Annotated in this window: 19 protein-coding genes; 13 read left to right on the forward strand and 6 right to left on the reverse strand. The window is 55.8% G+C overall.

Annotated elements, in window-relative coordinates:
- Positions 1 to 8: 8 nt before the first annotated feature.
- Complete coding sequence (gene pstB, locus ABIB18_RS18640; RefSeq protein ID WP_354475211.1) at positions 9 to 776, forward strand: phosphate ABC transporter ATP-binding protein PstB; 768 nt, start codon at positions 9 to 11, stop codon at positions 774 to 776.
- A 284-nt stretch (positions 777 to 1,060) separates the two neighbouring features.
- On the opposite strand, the gene purN is transcribed toward pstB, so the two are convergent.
- Both purN and purM read right to left on the reverse strand, forming a co-directional pair.
- Positions 1,061 to 1,699, reverse strand: a complete 639-nt coding sequence (gene purN, locus ABIB18_RS18645; protein ID WP_354475213.1) for a phosphoribosylglycinamide formyltransferase — start codon at positions 1,697 to 1,699, stop codon at positions 1,061 to 1,063.
- Positions 1,696 to 2,736 (reverse strand): phosphoribosylformylglycinamidine cyclo-ligase, encoded by a 1,041-nt coding sequence (gene purM, locus ABIB18_RS18650; protein ID WP_031375378.1) that lies wholly within the window; start codon positions 2,734 to 2,736, stop codon positions 1,696 to 1,698. The genes purN and purM overlap by 4 nt, the downstream gene beginning before the upstream one ends.
- A 229-nt stretch (positions 2,737 to 2,965) precedes the next feature.
- Here purM and upp point away from each other — a divergent pair, with 229 nt between their 5' ends.
- From upp to hda, 3 genes are all read left to right on the forward strand, one after another.
- Complete coding sequence (gene upp, locus ABIB18_RS18655; RefSeq protein WP_031375379.1) at positions 2,966 to 3,592, forward strand: uracil phosphoribosyltransferase; 627 nt, start codon at positions 2,966 to 2,968, stop codon at positions 3,590 to 3,592.
- Positions 3,593 to 3,751: 159 nt separating this feature from the next.
- The gene (gene uraA / locus ABIB18_RS18660; protein ID WP_031375380.1) at positions 3,752 to 5,035 is read left to right on the forward strand and encodes a uracil permease; all 1,284 of its coding nucleotides are present in this window, start codon (positions 3,752 to 3,754) and stop codon (positions 5,033 to 5,035) included.
- Between the two features lie 106 nt (positions 5,036 to 5,141).
- Positions 5,142 to 5,843: a DnaA inactivator Hda gene (gene hda, locus ABIB18_RS18665; RefSeq protein ID WP_180217190.1), complete on the forward strand. Its 702-nt coding sequence runs from the start codon at positions 5,142 to 5,144 to the stop codon at positions 5,841 to 5,843.
- Here the strand turns inward: hda and arsC are convergent.
- Both arsC and bepA read right to left on the reverse strand, forming a co-directional pair.
- Complete coding sequence (gene arsC, locus ABIB18_RS18670; protein ID WP_354475216.1) at positions 5,840 to 6,187, reverse strand: arsenate reductase (glutaredoxin); 348 nt, start codon at positions 6,185 to 6,187, stop codon at positions 5,840 to 5,842. The genes hda and arsC overlap by 4 nt on opposite strands.
- 30 nt (positions 6,188 to 6,217) lie before the next feature.
- Positions 6,218 to 7,681, reverse strand: a complete 1,464-nt coding sequence (gene bepA / locus ABIB18_RS18675; RefSeq protein ID WP_046288175.1) for a beta-barrel assembly-enhancing protease — start codon at positions 7,679 to 7,681, stop codon at positions 6,218 to 6,220.
- 755 nt (positions 7,682 to 8,436) lie between these two features.
- Here bepA and ABIB18_RS18680 point away from each other — a divergent pair.
- The 6 genes from ABIB18_RS18680 (at position 8,437) to ABIB18_RS18700 (ending at position 13,122) form a co-directional block, all read left to right on the forward strand.
- Positions 8,437 to 9,042, forward strand: coding sequence for a DsrE family protein (locus ABIB18_RS18680; RefSeq protein ID WP_069728717.1), 606 nt, complete (start codon positions 8,437 to 8,439; stop codon positions 9,040 to 9,042).
- 35 nt (positions 9,043 to 9,077) lie between these two features.
- Positions 9,078 to 9,686: a DsrE family protein gene (locus ABIB18_RS18685; protein WP_046288176.1), complete on the forward strand. Its 609-nt coding sequence runs from the start codon at positions 9,078 to 9,080 to the stop codon at positions 9,684 to 9,686.
- A gap of 123 nt (positions 9,687 to 9,809) precedes the next feature.
- Positions 9,810 to 9,935, forward strand: coding sequence for a hypothetical protein (locus ABIB18_RS23800; protein ID WP_502922718.1), 126 nt, complete (start codon positions 9,810 to 9,812; stop codon positions 9,933 to 9,935).
- Between the two features lie 58 nt (positions 9,936 to 9,993).
- Positions 9,994 to 10,245 (forward strand): hypothetical protein, encoded by a 252-nt coding sequence (locus tag ABIB18_RS23805; protein ID WP_502922719.1) that lies wholly within the window; start codon positions 9,994 to 9,996, stop codon positions 10,243 to 10,245.
- Positions 10,246 to 10,409: 164 nt separating this feature from the next.
- Positions 10,410 to 11,978, forward strand: coding sequence for a sensor domain-containing diguanylate cyclase (locus ABIB18_RS18695; protein WP_031375384.1), 1,569 nt, complete (start codon positions 10,410 to 10,412; stop codon positions 11,976 to 11,978).
- Positions 11,979 to 12,063: 85 nt separating this feature from the next.
- On the forward strand, positions 12,064 to 13,122 hold the full coding sequence (locus ABIB18_RS18700; protein WP_069728719.1) for an AI-2E family transporter: 1,059 nt from the start codon (positions 12,064 to 12,066) through the stop codon (positions 13,120 to 13,122).
- A gap of 41 nt (positions 13,123 to 13,163) precedes the next feature.
- Here ABIB18_RS18700 and bcp read toward each other — a convergent pair whose 3' ends face one another.
- Together bcp and ABIB18_RS18710 are read right to left on the reverse strand one after the other, a co-directional pair.
- Positions 13,164 to 13,631 carry a thioredoxin-dependent thiol peroxidase gene (gene bcp / locus ABIB18_RS18705; protein WP_031375386.1) on the reverse strand — a complete coding sequence of 156 codons (468 nt, stop codon included), beginning with the start codon at positions 13,629 to 13,631 and terminating at the stop codon, positions 13,164 to 13,166.
- Positions 13,632 to 13,790: 159 nt separating this feature from the next.
- Complete coding sequence (locus ABIB18_RS18710) at positions 13,791 to 14,372, reverse strand: glycine cleavage system transcriptional repressor (RefSeq protein WP_046288177.1); 582 nt, start codon at positions 14,370 to 14,372, stop codon at positions 13,791 to 13,793.
- Positions 14,373 to 14,515: 143 nt separating this feature from the next.
- On the opposite strand from ABIB18_RS18710, the gene dapA reads away from it, so the two are divergent.
- The 3 genes from dapA to purC all read left to right on the forward strand — a co-directional run bounded on the left by dapA (position 14,516) and on the right by purC (position 17,299).
- A complete protein-coding gene (gene dapA, locus ABIB18_RS18715; protein WP_031375388.1) occupies positions 14,516 to 15,394 on the forward strand; it encodes a 4-hydroxy-tetrahydrodipicolinate synthase in 879 nt (292 codons plus the stop codon).
- A gap of 14 nt (positions 15,395 to 15,408) precedes the next feature.
- Positions 15,409 to 16,440, forward strand: a complete 1,032-nt coding sequence (bamC, locus tag ABIB18_RS18720; protein WP_031375389.1) for an outer membrane protein assembly factor BamC — start codon at positions 15,409 to 15,411, stop codon at positions 16,438 to 16,440.
- Positions 16,441 to 16,585: 145 nt separating this feature from the next.
- A complete protein-coding gene (purC, locus tag ABIB18_RS18725) occupies positions 16,586 to 17,299 on the forward strand; it encodes a phosphoribosylaminoimidazolesuccinocarboxamide synthase (RefSeq protein ID WP_069728720.1) in 714 nt (237 codons plus the stop codon).
- Positions 17,300 to 17,424: the final 125 nt, after the last annotated feature.

Consider the following 17,424-nt stretch of genomic DNA (forward strand, 5'->3'; position numbering starts at 1 on the left):
CTATGACTATGACGCCCGACACTGACATTGCGCTCACCGTTAACCATCTCTCTCTGTGGTACGGCGAGCGCCAGGCGCTGCAGGACATTTCGCTGCAGGTGCCAAAAAACCGCATTACCGCGCTGATCGGCCCGTCCGGCTGCGGTAAATCAACCCTGCTGCGCTGCTTCAATCGGATGAACGATGTGATCGATCACTGTCGGATCGACGGTGAGGTGCTGCTGGGCGCGGTGCCGATCATGCGGCCGGATCAGGATCTTTCTGCGCTGCGTCGGCGTATCGGGATGGTGTTTCAGCGGCCCAATCCGTTTCCGAAGTCGATCTATGAAAACGTGGTTTACGGCCTGCGATTACAGGGCGTGCGCGATCGGCGGGTGCTGAACGAAGCCTGCGAACGTGCGCTGCGGGCGGCGGCGTTATGGAGTGAGGTGAAGGATCAACTGGGGCAGAATGCGCTGACGCTCTCGACCGGACAGCAGCAGCGGCTGGTGATTGCGCGGGCGATTGCTATCGAACCGGAGGTTCTGCTGCTGGATGAACCGACCTCGGCGCTGGACCCCATCTCTACCCTGGTGATTGAAGAGCTGATGACCACGCTGAAGCAGCACTTTACGCTGGTGCTGGTCACCCACAATATGCAGCAGGCGTCACGCGTATCGGACTATACCGCTTTTATGCATCAGGGCGCGCTGGTGGAGTTTGACGATACCGATCGCATCTTTACTGCGCCGAAACAACGACGCACCGAAGATTACATTACCGGCCGCTACGGTTAAGGAAAGGGAGAAGAGCGGGGTTTGGTCAGACGACTGATAAACTTAAAGCGATGGGAGCCGATGCCCGGAGTAAAGCATCGCGGGCCATCGACAAAAACGTCGGGAGCGTTTTTGAACAACGCAAAGCGTTGGCCCGGCTACGGGCGCACCTCAGGGATGAGGTGCGTAATCGCCCGCGCTGAGCGGCCAGGGATGGCGTTTTTTGCGTCTTTACGGAGAGCACAGGCTCTCTGAGCCTTTACTCTGCCATCACTTCAGAAGAAATGATGGCTTCTCCTTCCACGTCAGTCGTTTGCATAGCCCTGCGGCGGCAAGGGTTCACCGTCCAGCCAGGCTTTCCCGTCACGCATCCTGAGCCGTCCGTCGATAAACCAGCTAATCACCAGCGGATAGATCGCATGTTCCTGATGCTGCACCCGCTCAGTAATCTCCGCCTCACTGTCATCCGGGAATACCGGCACTTTGGCCTGCAGGATCACCGGGCCGCCATCCAGTTCATCGGTGACAAAATGCACTGAGGTCCCGTGTTCGCTATCGCCGCTCTCCAGTGCCTGACGGTGTGTATGCAGGCCGGGGTATTTCGGCAGCAGAGAAGGGTGAATATTCAGCAGGCGGTCATGGAAATGGGCGACAAACGCACTGCTGAGAATCCGCATATAGCCTGCCAGTACCACCAGATCCGGTGACCAGGCCTCGATTTCAGCGATCAGCTGACGGTCGAAGGCGTCACGATCAGCGAAGTCGCTGGCGGCCAGCGCTTTGGCGGGAATGCCCGCTTCCTGCGCCCGGGTCAGGCCATAGGCCGCAGCACGGTTGCTGATAACGGCAGCGACGCTGCCGTTAATCCGCCCGCTGGCGCAGGCGTCAAGGATGGACTGAAGGTTGGTTCCGTTGCCAGAAATCAGTACAACCAGCTTTTTCATCCGTTGATGACCACACGCTCTTCCGCATCGGAGGCCTTGATCACGCCCAGCTTCCACGCTTTTTCACCGGCAGCCTGCATCAGCGCGACGGCTTTGTCCGCCTCATCCGGGCTCAGGGCAATGATCATCCCGACGCCGCAGTTAAAGGTGCGGTACATCTCAAAGCGGCTGACGTTGCCCGCCTGCTGCATCCAGCTGAATACCGCAGGCCACTGCCAGCTCTTCTCGTCAATCACCGCCTGGGTGTTGTCGGGCAGGACGCGCGGAATGTTTTCCCAGAAGCCGCCGCCGGTCAGGTGCGCAATCGCATGCACATCGACCTGCTCAATCAGGCTGAGGATATTTTTTACGTAGATGCGGGTTGGTTCCAGCAGGTGGTCAGCCAGCGGTTTGCCTTCCAGCTGTTCAACCAGCGGATCGGTATTGCTGACTTCCAGAATCTTACGCACCAGCGAGTAGCCGTTAGAGTGAGGACCGCTTGAACCGAGCGCGATCAGCACGTCGCCGTCCTGCACTTTACTGCCGTCGATGATTTCTGATTTTTCAACCACGCCGACACAGAAACCGGCTACGTCGTAATCTTCACCGTGGTACATGCCCGGCATTTCAGCGGTTTCGCCGCCAACCAGCGCACAACCTGACTGCAGACAGCCTTCGGCGATGCCGGTGATCACCGCAGAAGCGGTATCAACGTCCAGTTTGCCGGTGGCGTAATAGTCGAGGAAGAACAGCGGCTCTGCACCCTGAACCACCAGGTCGTTGACGCACATCGCGACCAGGTCAATGCCAATCGCATCGTGGCGCTTAAGGTCCATCGCCAGACGCAGCTTGGTGCCGACGCCATCGGTGCCGGAGACCAGCACCGGTTCACGGTATTTTTGCGGCAGCGCGCAAAGCGCACCGAAGCCGCCCAGTCCACCCATTACTTCCGGGCGACGCGTCTTTTTCACTACGCCTTTAATACGGTCAACCAGGGCGTTACCAGCATCAATATCAACACCGGCGTCTTTGTAACTGAGAGAGGTCTTGTCGGTCACTGCGAGGTCCCCACGCGAGTTGCGGTTGGTGGTTTAAATAAAGCGCGGCAATTCTACCAGCGCAGGCAAACGTTTGCGAGTCCGGGATTGCGCGCCAGGCGATTTTCATCAATCCTTATTTTGTCCCGGTAAATGCTGCCGCCTTGCGCAAGGATAAGTGGCGCGAAGGCGAAAAGGCGGTATAATCCCGCGATTTTTTTTTAGCTCAACTCATTCCGGGAGAACACCAATGAAGATCGTGGAAGTCAGACACCCGCTGGTCAAACATAAACTGGGCTTGATGCGTGAGCATGATATCAGTACCAAGCGTTTCCGCGAGCTGGCATCAGAAGTGGGCAGCCTGCTGACCTACGAAGCCACCGCCGATCTGGAAACCGAAAAAGTGACTATTGAGGGCTGGAACGGCCCGGTGCAGATCGATCAAATCAAAGGTAAAAAAATTACGGTGGTCCCGATTCTGCGTGCCGGTCTCGGCATGATGGAAGGCGTGCTGGAGCATGTTCCCAGCGCACGCATCAGCGTGGTGGGCGTCTACCGTGATGAAGAAACCCTGGAACCTGTTCCCTATTTCCAGAAGCTGGTCTCGAACATTGAAGAGCGCCTGGCGCTGGTGGTAGACCCGATGCTGGCGACCGGTGGTTCAATGATCGCCACCATCGACCTGCTGAAAAAAGCCGGTTGCAGCAGCATTAAAGTGCTGGTGCTGGTGGCCGCGCCAGAAGGGATTGCCGCTCTGGAAAAAGCGCATCCTGACGTAGAGCTCTATACCGCGTCGGTCGATCAGGGACTGAACGACAAAGGTTACATCATTCCTGGGCTCGGTGACGCCGGGGATAAGATTTTCGGAACCAAATAAATCGCATAGCCGGCCGGAGAGTCGGCTTTTTTTTGGCAAAAAAAGCATCATCCCCAATCGGATAACACCCGCCGTCTGGCATCAGCTTCCCGCACTCTGCGTGACGCTGCGTCGGCGCGGGTGTCACCAACGGGGAAAACTAACGCAAGGGGATAAATGATGACTCGTCGCGCCATTGGCGTCAGTGAACGACCGCCGTTACTGCAAACCATTCCACTCAGCCTGCAACATCTGTTCGCCATGTTTGGCGCCACGGTGCTGGTGCCGATTCTGTTCCACATCAACCCGGCTACCGTACTGTTATTCAACGGTGTCGGCACGCTGATTTATCTGTTTATCTGTAAGGGCAAAATTCCTGCCTATCTCGGCTCAAGCTTTGCTTTTATCTCGCCGGTGCTGCTGCTGTTGCCACTGGGCTACGAGGTGGCGCTCGGCGGATTTATTCTATGCGGCGTGCTGTTCTGTATTGTGGCGCTGATTGTGAAACGGGCCGGTACCGGCTGGCTGGATGTGATGTTCCCGCCGGCGGCGATGGGCGCGATTGTCGCAGTCATCGGCCTGGAACTGGCTGGCGTGGCGGCGAATATGGCCGGTCTGCTGCCGGCTGAGGGCAGTTCGCCCGACAGCACCACGGTGATTATCTCGCTGGTGACGCTGGCGGTGACGGTGTTTGGTTCGGTGCTGTTTCGCGGCTTTCTGGCGATCATCCCGATTCTGATCGGGGTGCTGGTCGGCTATACGCTCTCGTGGTTTATGGGCATCGTCGACTGGAGCGGGGTAGAGAACGCGCCGTGGTTCGCGCTGCCAACCTTCTATACGCCACGCTTCGAGTGGGTGGCAATGCTGACTATTCTGCCGGCGGCGCTGGTGGTGATTGCCGAACACATCGGCCATCTGGTGGTCACGGCCAATATCGTGAAGAAAGATCTGATCCGCGACCCTGGCCTGCACCGCTCGATGTTCGCCAATGGCTTATCAACGGTGATTTCTGGTTTCTTTGGCTCGACCCCCAACACCACCTACGGTGAGAATATCGGCGTGATGGCGATTACCCGCGTCTACAGCACCTGGGTAATTGGCGGCGCGGCGATCCTCGCCATTCTGCTGTCCTGCGTCGGTAAACTGGCGGCGGCGATTCAGGCGATCCCGGTGCCGGTGATGGGCGGCGTCTCGCTGCTGCTGTACGGGGTAATTGGCGCGTCCGGTATCCGGGTGCTGATCGAATCCAAAGTGGATTACAACAAAGCGCAGAATCTGATCCTGACCTCGGTAATCCTGATCATCGGCGTCAGCGGCGCGAAGGTGCATATCGGCGCGGCGGAACTGAAAGGCATGGCGCTGGCCACTCTCGTTGGCGTGGGATTAGCGCTGATCTTCCGCGTGATTTCACTGCTGCGCCCGGAAGAGGTAGTGCTGGAAGCTGACGAACGCCAGGATAGCTGATCGTTAGCCGCTTCCTGAGAACGGGGCAGGGACGCTCCATTCATCTCTTTCTGAAAACTGTGGTAGACTTCCCCGGTTTTTTGCTTGTTCTCTTGCTGAGGTGCTTCTGAACACGCCGGCACAATTGTCATTGCCACTCTATTTGCCTGACGACGAAACCTTCGCCAGCTTCTGGCCGGGGGAGAACCCGTCGCTGATTGCCGCGCTGAAAGGTGCTCTCAACCAACAACATGGCAGCTATCTCTACTTCTGGTCGCGCGAAGGCGGAGGCCGGAGCCATTTGCTGCACGCAGCCTGCGCAGAAATGTCAGCGCGCGGTGCGGCGGTCGGCTATGTGCCGCTGGATAAGCGCACCTGGTTTGTGCCGGAAGTGCTGGAAGGGATGGAGCAACTGTCACTGGTATGCATCGATAATATCGAGTGCATTGCCGGCGAGCCGGAGTGGGAAATGGCGATCTTCGATCTCTACAACCGCATTCTGGAAACCGGCAATACCCGCCTGTTTATCACCGGCGATCGTCCGCCACGTCAGCTTAATCTGCAGTTGCCCGATCTGGCTTCGCGTCTCGACTGGGGCCAGATCTACCGTCTGCAGCCGCTCTCTGATGAAGATAAGCTACAGGCGTTGCAGCTGCGCGCCGGATTGCGCGGCTTTGAGCTGCCGGAAGACGTTGGCCGCTTCCTGCTGAAGCGACTCGATCGCGAAATGCGCACGCTGTTTGATACGCTGGATCGCCTCGATCGTGCATCGATCAGTGCCCAGCGCAAACTGACCATCCCCTTTGTTAAAGAGACGCTCGGCCTTTAAATAATCCCGAGTACCGCCTCCGGTGGGCGGCCGATACGCGCCTGGTCGCCATTAATCACAATCGGTCGCTCAATCAGGCTGGGATGGTCAACCAGCACGGCGATCAGTTCAGCCTCACTCTTCGTTTCCTCCGCCAGCCCCAGCTCATGATAAAGCGGCTCTTTGGTCCGCATCAGCTGGCGTATACTCTGCATCCCCAGCTTTTGCAGCAGGATTTGCAGCGTGTCGCGGGTTGGTGGGGTTTGCAGATAGAGCACCACCTCGGGTTCAATGCCGCGTTCCTGTAACAGCGCCAGCGTTTCGCGACTCTTGCTACAGCGCGGATTGTGATAAATCGTCACCATTTCAGGCGATCTCCTCTGATAACGGGCCGGTTAGCCTTTCTGATATTGTTTAAAACGCTGCTGCAACTGCCGCAGCTGATCGATACGGGCATCGTAACGCGCCTGCTTCAGGCTGCCGAGCGGCACCTGGGCGCTGGCGCTGCTAAGGGTAGTGATCGCCTGGTCAAGCTGGCCGTTGAGCGCCAGGCTTTCAGCGCGCGCCGACAGCTCTTCATCGTTCAGTCCCTGCTGTGCTGATGCCTGTGCCAGTAAGTCCCAGCCGTTAGGATCATCTTTGTTGGTCCAGGTGTAGCGATTCAGAATGCGGCTGGCGTTGGCCGGCTGTTTCGCTTCAACGTAGGCGTTTGCCAGGTTGAGCTGCACTACCGGGCTGTTCTTCGCGCCGGTCGCGCCGGTAAGCAGGGCGATCGCCTGTTGCGGCTGGTTCAGTCCGATGTCGATATCCGACATGATATCGAGGAACCAGACGTTATCCGGCTGCTTCGCCAGCAGCGGAGTGATGATCCGCTTCGCATCGGCATAGCTTTTCGCCTGTAAAAACTGCACTGCCTTACCGTACTGCGACGCCAGCTGTTCGCGGGTGTTACCGCTGGCGTACTGGTTCAACAGTTCATCGGTCAGCTGATTGCGGCCGGTGGCGTACATCCCCAGCGCACGCACCTTCGCCAGATAGAAATCCTGACTGGACTGCACCACCACCGGTCGCATCTGGTTGGCGCGGTTGCGCGCATCTGCCAGACGGCTGTCAGGCAGCGGGTGCGTCAGCAGAATTTCTGGTGGCTTAGACGAGAAGCGGCTCTGATCGGCCAGCTTCTGTAAAAAATTTGGCATCGCCTGGGGATCGAAACCGGCACGTTGCAGCACCTGAATCCCGATGCGATCCGCCTCCTGCTCGTTACCCTGGGTGAAGCTGATAATGCCTTGCTGGGTTCCCGCCAGCGTACCGGTCAGCGCCGCCATACCGGCCTGCGGATTGGCCATCGCCAGCAGAATTGAGCCCAGCGCGCCGACCCAGGTGAGCGGGGCATTGCGCTTTTGATCTTCCATGGCGCGTGCCAGATGGCGCTGCGTCACGTGCGAAATTTCATGCGCCATTACCGAGGCCAGCTGGCTTTCATTTTCGGTGAACCGGAACAGCGCAGAGTGCAGCACCACATTGCCGCCAAAGAAGGCAAAGGCGTTGAGTTCATCGTTCTGAATCAGAAAGAAGTGGAACGGCGTCTTAACCGAATCGGCGTGTGACACCAGCCGCTGGCCGAGCTGATTGATGTACTGGTTAAGCAACGGGTCATTGATCAGGGGAGCACTGGCGCGCAACTGGCGAACGTAGAAGTCGCCCATCTGTAATTCCTGATTAATCGACAGCGTTGAGCCCGCTGTGGTCCCCATATCGGGCAGTGAATCACTGACGTCGGCCCAGGCAGGTGCCAGACTGGTGAACATCAGCGTTGGGAGCAGTGCGGCGATCAGCGTTTTTTTTAACCGGTTCAACATGCCTTAATCCTGTAGAGAGGCCCTGAAACTGGCCAGGTGCGCAGCGGTAAGCTTCCGTTTTTTCGCAGCTAACAACGGTTCGCAACTATCTTAACCACAGCATGATAAGAAAGGAATGGGGTTATCTACGCCGGATGGAGTCTGTTTTGTGCAAGATCGCCTTTTCTGGCGAAAAAAATTGAATATGTTAAAAACCTAAACCGGAGTTAAACGAAAAAACGCCAGCCGCCTGAGCTGAGGGTAATGGGCGAGGAGAAACTGGCTTATTCAGGTTTTCTCAATGTGGTCGCGGGAAATAAAGCAGATTATGCTGAGGGTGAAATAAAACGCTTTACGCGCTTAGTTTAAAGTTATGTAAATTCACTCAAAAAAATTGAATATGGCATGAATTTTTCCAGGTTTACTCCGAAAAAAAGGTCATTTCGCGCGTTTTATGTCCGTCGTCACGATTAAATAAATAATTCCTCCTCATCGGATAGTCATTTCAGGCTCCAGAAAATAGTGGCATTAAATTAACCTGAAGTGATCATTAATGCGGGAAATTAATAAAGATATTAAGGTCCAGCTATTATTCGCTTTACGTCAGATGTTGATGAAAATTTTCGATTGGTAAAGCACGATCATTATTTCTGTCGTAACCAAATCTGAGCTGACACACATTTACGCAGGCGCTGAATATCGATGCGCTGTGATATAGATATTGCCCCGATTCAGAATATGGATCTGTAGCGCGTTATTTGCCGGAGAGGAGTGTTATGCGTTCAGCGGTTTCTTACGTGTTAATTGCCATTATGGGTGGTGTGGTCGGCGCGGTTGTCACACAAAGCGGCACTCTTTATGACAAAGTCGCGCAGCATCTTTCGTCTGAGCCGCAGGAGCCTGAAGGTTTCTGGAGTACGCCAGCGATTGAAGGTTATGGCAAAATTCATTATGAGGCCGACGCCGCTTTTAAACCGGTGGCGGGGTTGAGCAATAAAATCGTTTTCCAGATTACCCGTAGCGACGGAGCGATGACTGCGCCCAATCTGGGGCTGGAGCGGGTCGCGCGGGTGGTTAATCTCTATATTGCCTCAGGCGTTCCGGCTGACCAGCTGAAATTTGTGGTCTCAGTGACCGGTGACGCCACCCCGGCGATGCTGGATAACGCCCATTTCAGGCAGTTCTATGGCATTGATAACCCGAACCTGAAATTGATCGATGAGCTAAATAAAACGGGCGTAAAAGTATCGGTCTGCGATCAGTCGGTGGCCTTCCATCACTATCCCAATAACTGGATTGATAAATCGGTCGTGCATGCGCTTTCCAGCCCGACCACGGTATCGACCCTGCAAAATCAGGGTTACGCGTGGCTGGCAATGTAATTAATACCTTGTCTAAAACATCAGGAGAATAAGTGATGCGTCCAGCAGCCTTTATTGTGGTCGCCGCCGTGGCGGGGTTTATTGGTGGTAATGTTTTACAGTTGCCGGAATTATTCGATAAGGTCAGTGGCAAAGTGGCGGATAATAAAACCCAGCCGGCTGATTTCTGGAGTACCCCAGCCATTGAAGGCTACGGAAAAATACATTATGTCGATACGCCAGCCTTTAAACCGGGCACAACGCCAGGCCTGAGCAATAAAATTGTTTTCCAGATCAACCGCAGTGAAGGCGATATTCGCCAGCCGAACCTGGGTCTGGAGCGGGTTGCTCGCGTCACTAACCTCTATTATGCGGCGGGCGTCCCGCTCGACCAGTTGAAATTCGTGGTATCGATTAACAGCGATGCGGTCCCGGCTGCCTTAAACAATGCGCAGTTTCATAAAGCCTATGGCGTCGACAATCCGAACCTTAAATTGATCAGTGAACTGAAAAAAGCCGGTGTTGAAGTGTCGATTTGCGATCAGTCGGTGGCGTTCCATCAGCTTGAGCGCGAATGGATTGACCCGATGGTCACCCACACCATCTCCAGCGGCACCACCGTCGCCACGCTGCAAAATGAAGGGTACGCTTTCCTGATGCTGTGATCCTGACAGCGGCGACACCGCCGCTGTTCTCTTTTCGTCAGGTTCCCACCCTGCCTCTGTCGTATCATGCCGTTAGCTTCCGCCTCAATGAGATCGATCTCATCGACGGTAAGCGAGGGCGTGATGACCGATTTACGCCGTGTAGCCACGCTGGCGGGCGTTTCGCGCGACACTGCCGCACGCGCCTTTTCTACTCCTCCTCTGCTGAACCCCGACACGCTGCACAAGGAGCTGGCCGCCTCAGCGTAACCCGGATTACGCCCGCATCATATTGTCCGTCAGTTACGACTCAGTACCTCACCACGTTGTGGAGGTTGCTGCCTTCGCTGCTTCATCCGGTATTGCCCGGCAATTACAGGCGATAGAGCAGCTGGCCGGCGTATCATATCAGGTGGTGCTGGAGCTGCAACCTGACGACCCGGCCCACTTCGTGCTGGAACCACCCCGATTTCTGCTGCAGCGCTGGCAGCCGGGGCAGCGGATGGTGCCGCATCAGTACGCCATTGACCGCTTTTCTGGGTTGTGGCCGTTTTATAATCAGCAGGAATTAATCGATTAGGGCCAGGTAAATTTGAATTTAGTCCACTGTCGGCGGCCTTAAACCTGCTCAAATCCTCCGCCAGGGTGTAGACTTATGCCCGGAATCACCAGGGTAACCGGCACACGCTAAAAACAATAATCGGGCACGTAAGACATGATTTTTTCTCCTGCGGCGGCAACGCCATGCTAAGGCGTTTTCGGCCCAAAACCGATCTACGCAATTTAATCGCACTGCTGGTTATGGTCAGCATCGTTATTACGCTTGCCAATACGCTCTACGCGACCTGGCGGGTACAGCGTCAGGTACTGATTGAAAGTACCCTTGAGGCTAATCGCGCTTATGCCGCTAAACTGGCCTCCACCAGCGAGATTTTCTTCCAGCTGGCGCAGTCACAGTTGCATTACAGCGCTAACCAACTCAGTGATAATTTTAATAACGAGACGCTGCTGCAAAACGAAGTCAACCGCCTGCGCGAGCAGACCACCAGTTTTAACTCGGTAGCAGTGGTGGATGAGCAGGGGATAGTAAAAGCCATCTCGCCGGAGTCGCTGACGCTGAAAGGGATGCATCTGACCAGCGAAGCATCACGCGAAGCGCTGGAGATGCGCCAGCCGATCATCAGTAAACCCACTCTTTCTGCAGCGAACAACTTACTGGTATTTGTCTCCTGGCCAATCTGGAGCCACGAAGGCGACTATCTGGGCTATGTCGGCGGCACCATCTATCTGAAGAAAAAGAGCATTCTGAATGCGCTGCTGGGCGAGCAGTTTTATCGCGATGGCACCAGCGTCTACGTGCTCGACAGCAATAATCAGGTGCTCTATCACCAGAATCGCCAGCTGATTGGCAAAATGCTGCCCGCCATCATCGGGCCGCGTGAGGATCAAAGCAATGGCTCGCTAATGCTCTCGCAGTCGGGTGAGGTTAAGCAGCTGGCGGGGTATGCCGTGGTGCCGACCACCGGCTGGATGGTGGTGGCGCTCAAGCCGATTAACGTCACGCTGAAACCGCTCTCCGGCCTGTTGCTCAAGGTGTTGAAAAATTCCGTGCCGTTTGCGCTGCTGACGCTGCTGGTGGCGGTGGTGCTGGCCCGGCTGATTGCGCTGCCGCTGTGGCAACTGGCCCGTAAAGCCAGCCGGATGGATGCACAGGGTGTGTCAATGGAGATTGGCGGCATCAGCGCCTGGTATTTTGAGGCCGCTCAGGTCAAACGCGCACTGCTGACCGGCATTGGTCTGGTGCAGGACAAAATTGGCCGACTCAACTCGGAAGCGCAAACCGATCCGCTGACCCAGTTGCTGAACCGTCGCGGCCTCAACGCGGTGCTGGACTATTACCAGACGCTGCGCCAGCCGTTTTCGGTGCTGGCGCTGGATATCGATCACTTTAAAAACGTCAACGATAGCTGGGGACACGACGTCGGCGATCGGGTGATCCAGCAGGTGGCGAGTACCCTGCGGGCCAGCGCGCGCCAGTCCGACGTGGTTTGCCGCAACGGCGGAGAGGAGTTCCTGATGCTGCTGCCGGGCACCCCGCTGGAAGAGGCGTTGATCATTGCGGAGCGAGTACGGCTCGGCATTGCCGAAGCCTGGCTTACCGACGTTGGCCGCATCACCTTATCAATTGGCGTCTCGGCATGGAACGGTCAGCAGGATGTGTCGCTGGAAGCCAGCTTAAAGCAGGCGGATGCCGCTCTGTATCAGGCGAAAAACAGCGGACGTAACTGCGTGATTGCGGCACCCGTCAGCTAACCGCGCGCCAGCAGGCAACGCCCTTTTCAGGCTGCTTATATCAGGTACAATCGTCCTCCTTTTTTGCTGTATTGGATCGGAAGTTATGCTGGCTTTATTATTTCAATGGTACAAACGCCGCTTCAGCGATCCGCAGGCTATTGCCCTGCTGGTGATCCTGCTAGCGGGCTTCTGCATCCTGTTTTTCTTAAGCGATCTGCTGGCTCCGCTGCTGCTGGCCGTGGTGCTGGCCTATCTGCTGGAATGGCCAACGGCGCGACTGCAGCGCGTTGGCTGCAGCCGAAGCTGGGCCACCTCAATTGTGCTGGTGCTGTTCGCCGGTATTCTGCTGGTGATGGTGCTGATTGTGGCGCCGGTCGCCTGGCAACAGGGCATCAATCTGACCCGCGACCTGCCCAACATGCTCAACAAGCTCTACCTGTTTTCCGCCGGGCTGCCGAAGCGTTTTCCGGCACTGATGGATGCCGGCATCATCGATCTGATTGCGGAGAACCTGCGTAGCCGGCTGAGCGGCGTCGGCGATTCGCTGGTCCGCTACTCTCTGGCGTCGCTGGTCGGCCTGATGACGCTGATGATCTATCTGGTACTGGTGCCGCTGATGGTGTTCTTCCTGTTAAAGGATAAAGAACAGATGCTGAACGCGGTGCGCCGGGTGTTGCCACGCAATCGCGGTCTGGCTGGGGTAGTGTGGCTGGAGATGAATCAGCAAATCACCAACTATATTCGCGGCAAGGTGCTGGAGATGGTGGTGGTCGGCATCGCCAGCTGGCTGGCCTTCCTGTTTCTCGGCCTCAACTATGCGCTCCTGCTGGCGGTACTGGTGGGGATTTCGGTGTTGATTCCCTATATCGGCGCGATGCTGGTTACCGTGCCGGTAATCTGCGTAGGACTGTTTCAGTGGGGGATGGGCAGCGAATTCTGGACCATGTTTATCGTCTATCTGGTGATTCAGGCGCTGGATGGCAACATTCTGGTGCCGATTCTGTTCTCAGAAGCGGTTAATCTGCATCCACTGGTGATTATCTTATCGGTGGTGATTTTTGGCGGGCTATGGGGATTCTGGGGCGTGTTCTTTGCCATTCCACTGGCGACGCTGGTCAAAGCGGTGGTGCATGCCTGGCCGGACGAGCACCGGACGGCGTAATAAGCCGGGCGCGGCGAGTAAACTGCCGCGCCCGACAGACATCAGGCGGACTTAACGTAATCCAGCACGATGTCGTGGTGATTTGAGGTTTTGAAGTTATCGAATACCTTTTCCACCTTGCCATCCGCATCCAGCAGGAAGCTGATGCGATGGATGCCGTCATAGGTTTTACCCATAAAGGTCTTTTCACCCCAGACGCCAAATGCCTTACAGACCTCATGATCTTCATCCGACAGCAGGGTGAAATTCAGCAGCTCTTTTTCGACAAAGCGTGACAGTTTTTCCGGTTTGTCAGTGCTGATGCCCAGCACCTCGACACCCGCTTTTTTCAACTCATCCATATTGTCACGCAGACCACACGCCTGGACGGTGCAGCCAGGCGTCATCGCCTTCGGATAGAAATACACCAGAACGCGCTGTCCCTGGAAGTCGGTCAAATTAACCTGTTCGCCGTCCTGATCGGGCAAGCTAAATTTCGGTGCGGTATCACCGGCTTTCAGTGGATTCATCACATCTCTCCATTTTTTTATTCAGGCTGTCGGTAATACACCATCCGGCCGGAAACTGCCAAACGGAAAATTACCATCAGGGGGTATTTCACCACATAGCCGGGCACGTTTCGGTGACAGTAATGTGGAGAAATAGCTCCGGTATTGTGACCTGCGCCGTTAGCGTGCCGGGCTGATGGCTTCACTGCTGTCGGCATCCGACGCGCTGTAAAGACGCAGCGAACCCTGGGCATTCAGCTCCTGACACAGCGTATTAAAAGCCTGCTCAAACGACGTGCCTTCGGTACGCGTTGGACTGTGGGCCGTCATTTGAATATAGAGCGTTGGGGGTAAATCGTGTTGCCCCGGCGTAATTCGTGACACCAGTTCGGCAACGTTCATCTGATGTTTATCGATCAGATCGGTAAAGCGCTCAATGATGTGCGGCGAATCCGCCACCTCAACCTGAATAAACGCGGTATCCGGCATCGGCGGACGCTGACGGGCATTGGTGCGCTTCATGACGATCAGCAGTTCCAGTTCGGCACCTTTCAGCGGCAGAGTGGATTCAATCAGCGTAATGGCGTTCCAGCTACCGGATAGCAGCATGATAAAGGTGAACTCATCCCCAAGCATGGCGAGACGGCTATCTTCGATATTGCAACCGCAGCTGCTGACGTGTCGGGTGATGGTATTGACGATACCCGGACGGTCAACACCGAGCGCGGTGATCACCAGATGATGGGGCTGAGATTGCGGCAAAATGGCTTTTCCTGTGCATTCGCTAATAACCATAAGGTAAACATAAAAAAAACTGCTGACAAGCGCGGGAATAGCGTGGCTTGCTTGCTTTTCCCTAAGTGTAAAACGTACCATGAAGCACTTGTTTGTCGAGGGGATCGCCAATGTTTACGGGAAGTATTGTTGCACTCGTTACGCCAATGGATGACAAAGGTAATGTCTGCCGTGCGAGTCTGAAAAAACTGATTGATTATCATGTCGCCAGCGGCACCGCGGCGATTGTTTCCGTCGGCACCACAGGCGAATCGGCCACGCTGAGCCATGAAGAACACGGCGATGTGGTGATGCTGACCCTGGAGCTGGCCGATGGCCGGATCCCGGTGATCGCCGGAACCGGGGCGAATGCCACCGCAGAAGGCATCTCTCTGACTAAACGTTTCGAACACTCCGGCGTTGTCGGCTGCCTGACCGTCACGCCGTATTACAACCGTCCGACGCAGGAAGGATTGTTCCAGCACTTTAAAGCCATCGCCGACAGCACCAGCCTGCCGCAAATGCTGTATAACGTACCCTCGCGCACCGGTTGTGACATGCTGCCGGAAACCGTTGCCCGTCTGGCTGAAATAAAAAATATTATCGGAATCAAAGAGGCAACCGGGAACTTATCGCGGGTTAGTCAGATCCAAGAGCTGGTTAATGAAGAGTTCATTCTGGTGAGTGGCGACGACGCTACCGCACTGGACTTTATGCAACTGGGCGGCAAAGGCGTCATTTCGGTGACTGCGAACGTGGCCGCGCGCGAAATGGCCGAGCTGTGCACACTGGCGCAGCAGGGCAATTTCGTCGAGGCTCGCCGCCTGAATCAGCGTCTGATGCATCTGCACCAGACGCTTTTCTGTGAACCCAATCCTATCCCGGTAAAATGGGCTGCGAAACAGCTAGGATTAATCGCTAACGACACGCTGCGTCTGCCAATGACGCCACTGACTGCAGCCGGCCAGCCGAAAGTGGAGCAGGCGCTGGTGAAAGCGGGTTTGCGATAATTTAGGGAGTTTGAATGAATTACTCAGTAAAGCGGTCAACGGTAGCTACCGTGGTGGGGCTTTCCACCCTGATGCTGTTGTCGGCCTGTTCGAGCGACCAGCGCTATAAGCGCCAGGTCAGCGGTGATGAATCTTACCTGCAAGCCAGCGAATTACATGAACTGAAAGCCCCTGCCGGAATGATCCTGCCGGTTCAGCGTGGTGATTTTGACGTGCCGCGCACCAGCAGTCAGGCGCCGACCGGCAAGCAGCTCGATATCCGTCCACCGGCCCAGCCACTGGCGCTGCTGAACGGTACGCGCGCGCAATACAGCAATAATACCGGCGCGCTGATGATTGAGAACAGCCGTGGCTCCGTCTGGTCGCAGGTGGTTAATGTGGTGCAGTCTTACAAATTCCCGATTGCTTCACGCAATGACGCGGGACAGCAGCTGACCACTGACTGGGTGCAGTGGAACCGGGCTGATGAAGACCAGCAGTACCGTGGCCGCTACCAGATCAGCGTACAGTCGCAGAGCTATCAGCAGCTGCTGACGGTTCGTCTGCTGGAACTGCAACAGGATGGCAAAACCATCACTTCGCCGGCGCAAATCCAGCGTTATACCGCGCAGATGCTCAACGACATCAGCACCGGTCTGGATAAGATCGAAACCGCCAGCGAAAACGCCGCTTCAGGTCGGGTGAATGGTGCGATTGATGTGCAGAGTGGCGCAGATGATACCGGCTTGCCGTTGCTGATCCTGCGTACGCCTTACAACGTGGCGTGGCAGCGTCTGCCAGAGGCGATGAAACGCGTCGGCATGGAAGTGACGGACACCACCCGTTCAACCGGCAGCATGAAGGTGACCTATAAATCACCGGGCAGCAGCAGCTGGGATGAAGTGGGCGCGAAAGATCCGGAATTGCCAAACGGTGATTACAAAGTGCAGGTCGGCGATCTTGATAACCGTACCAGCCTGCAGTTCATCGATCCGAAAGGGCATGTGCTGACCCAGTCGCAAAATGATGCGCTGGTGGCGGTGTTCCAGGGCGCGCTGAACAAATAAAGTGATTAACGGCCGGAGATTCTCCGGCCTTTTTATTTTGTTTTTGGCATAATAGCGCGCGGCGAAGTAATCGATTGCGTCCCGCCAATCGCCGCAGCGGCACAGGCCGTTGAACACCCGTTATTTCAAGTCTGGAGTTAACAAGATGCAAAAGCGAGCTGAGTTGTATCGCGGTAAAGCGAAAACCGTATACAGCACCGACAATCCGGATCTGCTGATACTCGAATTCCGCAACGATACGTCAGCCGGTGACGGCGCCCGAATCGAGCAGTTTGATCGCAAAGGAATGGTAAACAACAAGTTTAACCATTTCATCATGACTAAATTGCAGGAAGCGGGTATCCCGACCCAGATGGAAGCGCTGCTGTCTGATAACGAAGCGCTGGTGAAGAAGCTGGAGATGGTGCCGGTTGAGTGTGTCGTCCGCAACCGTGCCGCGGGTTCACTGGTTAAGCGTCTGGGCGTGGAAGAGGGGATGGTGCTGAATCCACCGCTGTTCGATCTTTTCCTGAAAGATGATGCGAAACATGACCCGATGGTCAACGAATCCTACTGCGAAACCTTTGGCTGGGTCAGCAAAGAAAACCTGGCGCGGATGCAGGAACTGACCTTCAAAGCCAACGAAGTGCTGAGCAAGCTGTTTGATGACGCCGGCTTAATTCTGGTCGACTTCAAGCTGGAGTTTGGTCTGTTTAACGGCGAAGTGACGCTGGGCGATGAGTTCTCGCCAGACGGCGCGCGCCTGTGGGACAAACAGACGCTGGATAAAATGGACAAAGACCGTTTCCGCCAGAGCCTGGGTGGCGTGGTTGAAGCCTATGAAGCGGTTGCCCAGCGACTGGGCGTGAAGCTCGACTAAGTCGCGCCGTACCGCAGAAAAAGGAGAGCCCCGGCTCTCCTTTTTTCATTTTGGCATAAAGCTGGTGATTGCCCCGGCACACAACTAAAATCATGCCATCTGAGTAAACCGCTAAGGGAGTACAG

It is taken from the genome of Pantoea sp. UYEF8, assembly GCF_040546285.1.
GTDB classification, from domain to species: domain Bacteria; phylum Pseudomonadota; class Gammaproteobacteria; order Enterobacterales; family Enterobacteriaceae; genus Pantoea; species Pantoea brenneri.

Bases quoted from the DNA above. Each gene is read 5' to 3' on its own strand.
- arsC (WP_354475216.1), bottom strand. From the start codon at position 6,187: ATGGTGACGATTTATCACAATCCGCGCTGTAGCAAGAGTCGCGAAACG.
- bcp (WP_031375386.1), bottom strand. From the start codon at position 13,631: ATGAATCCACTGAAAGCCGGTGATACCGCACCGAAATTTAGCTTGCCC.
- ABIB18_RS18685 (WP_046288176.1), top strand. From the start codon at position 9,078: ATGCGTCCAGCAGCCTTTATTGTGGTCGCCGCCGTGGCGGGGTTTATT.
- purN (WP_354475213.1), bottom strand. From the start codon at position 1,699: ATGAAAAAGCTGGTTGTACTGATTTCTGGCAACGGAACCAACCTTCAG.
- bepA (WP_046288175.1), bottom strand. From the start codon at position 7,681: ATGTTGAACCGGTTAAAAAAAACGCTGATCGCCGCACTGCTCCCAACG.
- pstB (WP_354475211.1), top strand. From the start codon at position 9: ATGACGCCCGACACTGACATTGCGCTCACCGTTAACCATCTCTCTCTG.
- bamC (WP_031375389.1), top strand. From the start codon at position 15,409: ATGAATTACTCAGTAAAGCGGTCAACGGTAGCTACCGTGGTGGGGCTT.
- upp (WP_031375379.1), top strand. From the start codon at position 2,966: ATGAAGATCGTGGAAGTCAGACACCCGCTGGTCAAACATAAACTGGGC.
- ABIB18_RS18680 (WP_069728717.1), top strand. From the start codon at position 8,437: ATGCGTTCAGCGGTTTCTTACGTGTTAATTGCCATTATGGGTGGTGTG.
- ABIB18_RS23800 (WP_502922718.1), top strand. From the start codon at position 9,810: ATGACCGATTTACGCCGTGTAGCCACGCTGGCGGGCGTTTCGCGCGAC.
- dapA (WP_031375388.1), top strand. From the start codon at position 14,516: ATGTTTACGGGAAGTATTGTTGCACTCGTTACGCCAATGGATGACAAA.
- ABIB18_RS18700 (WP_069728719.1), top strand. From the start codon at position 12,064: ATGCTGGCTTTATTATTTCAATGGTACAAACGCCGCTTCAGCGATCCG.
- ABIB18_RS18695 (WP_031375384.1), top strand. From the start codon at position 10,410: ATGCTAAGGCGTTTTCGGCCCAAAACCGATCTACGCAATTTAATCGCA.
- purC (WP_069728720.1), top strand. From the start codon at position 16,586: ATGCAAAAGCGAGCTGAGTTGTATCGCGGTAAAGCGAAAACCGTATAC.
- uraA (WP_031375380.1), top strand. From the start codon at position 3,752: ATGACTCGTCGCGCCATTGGCGTCAGTGAACGACCGCCGTTACTGCAA.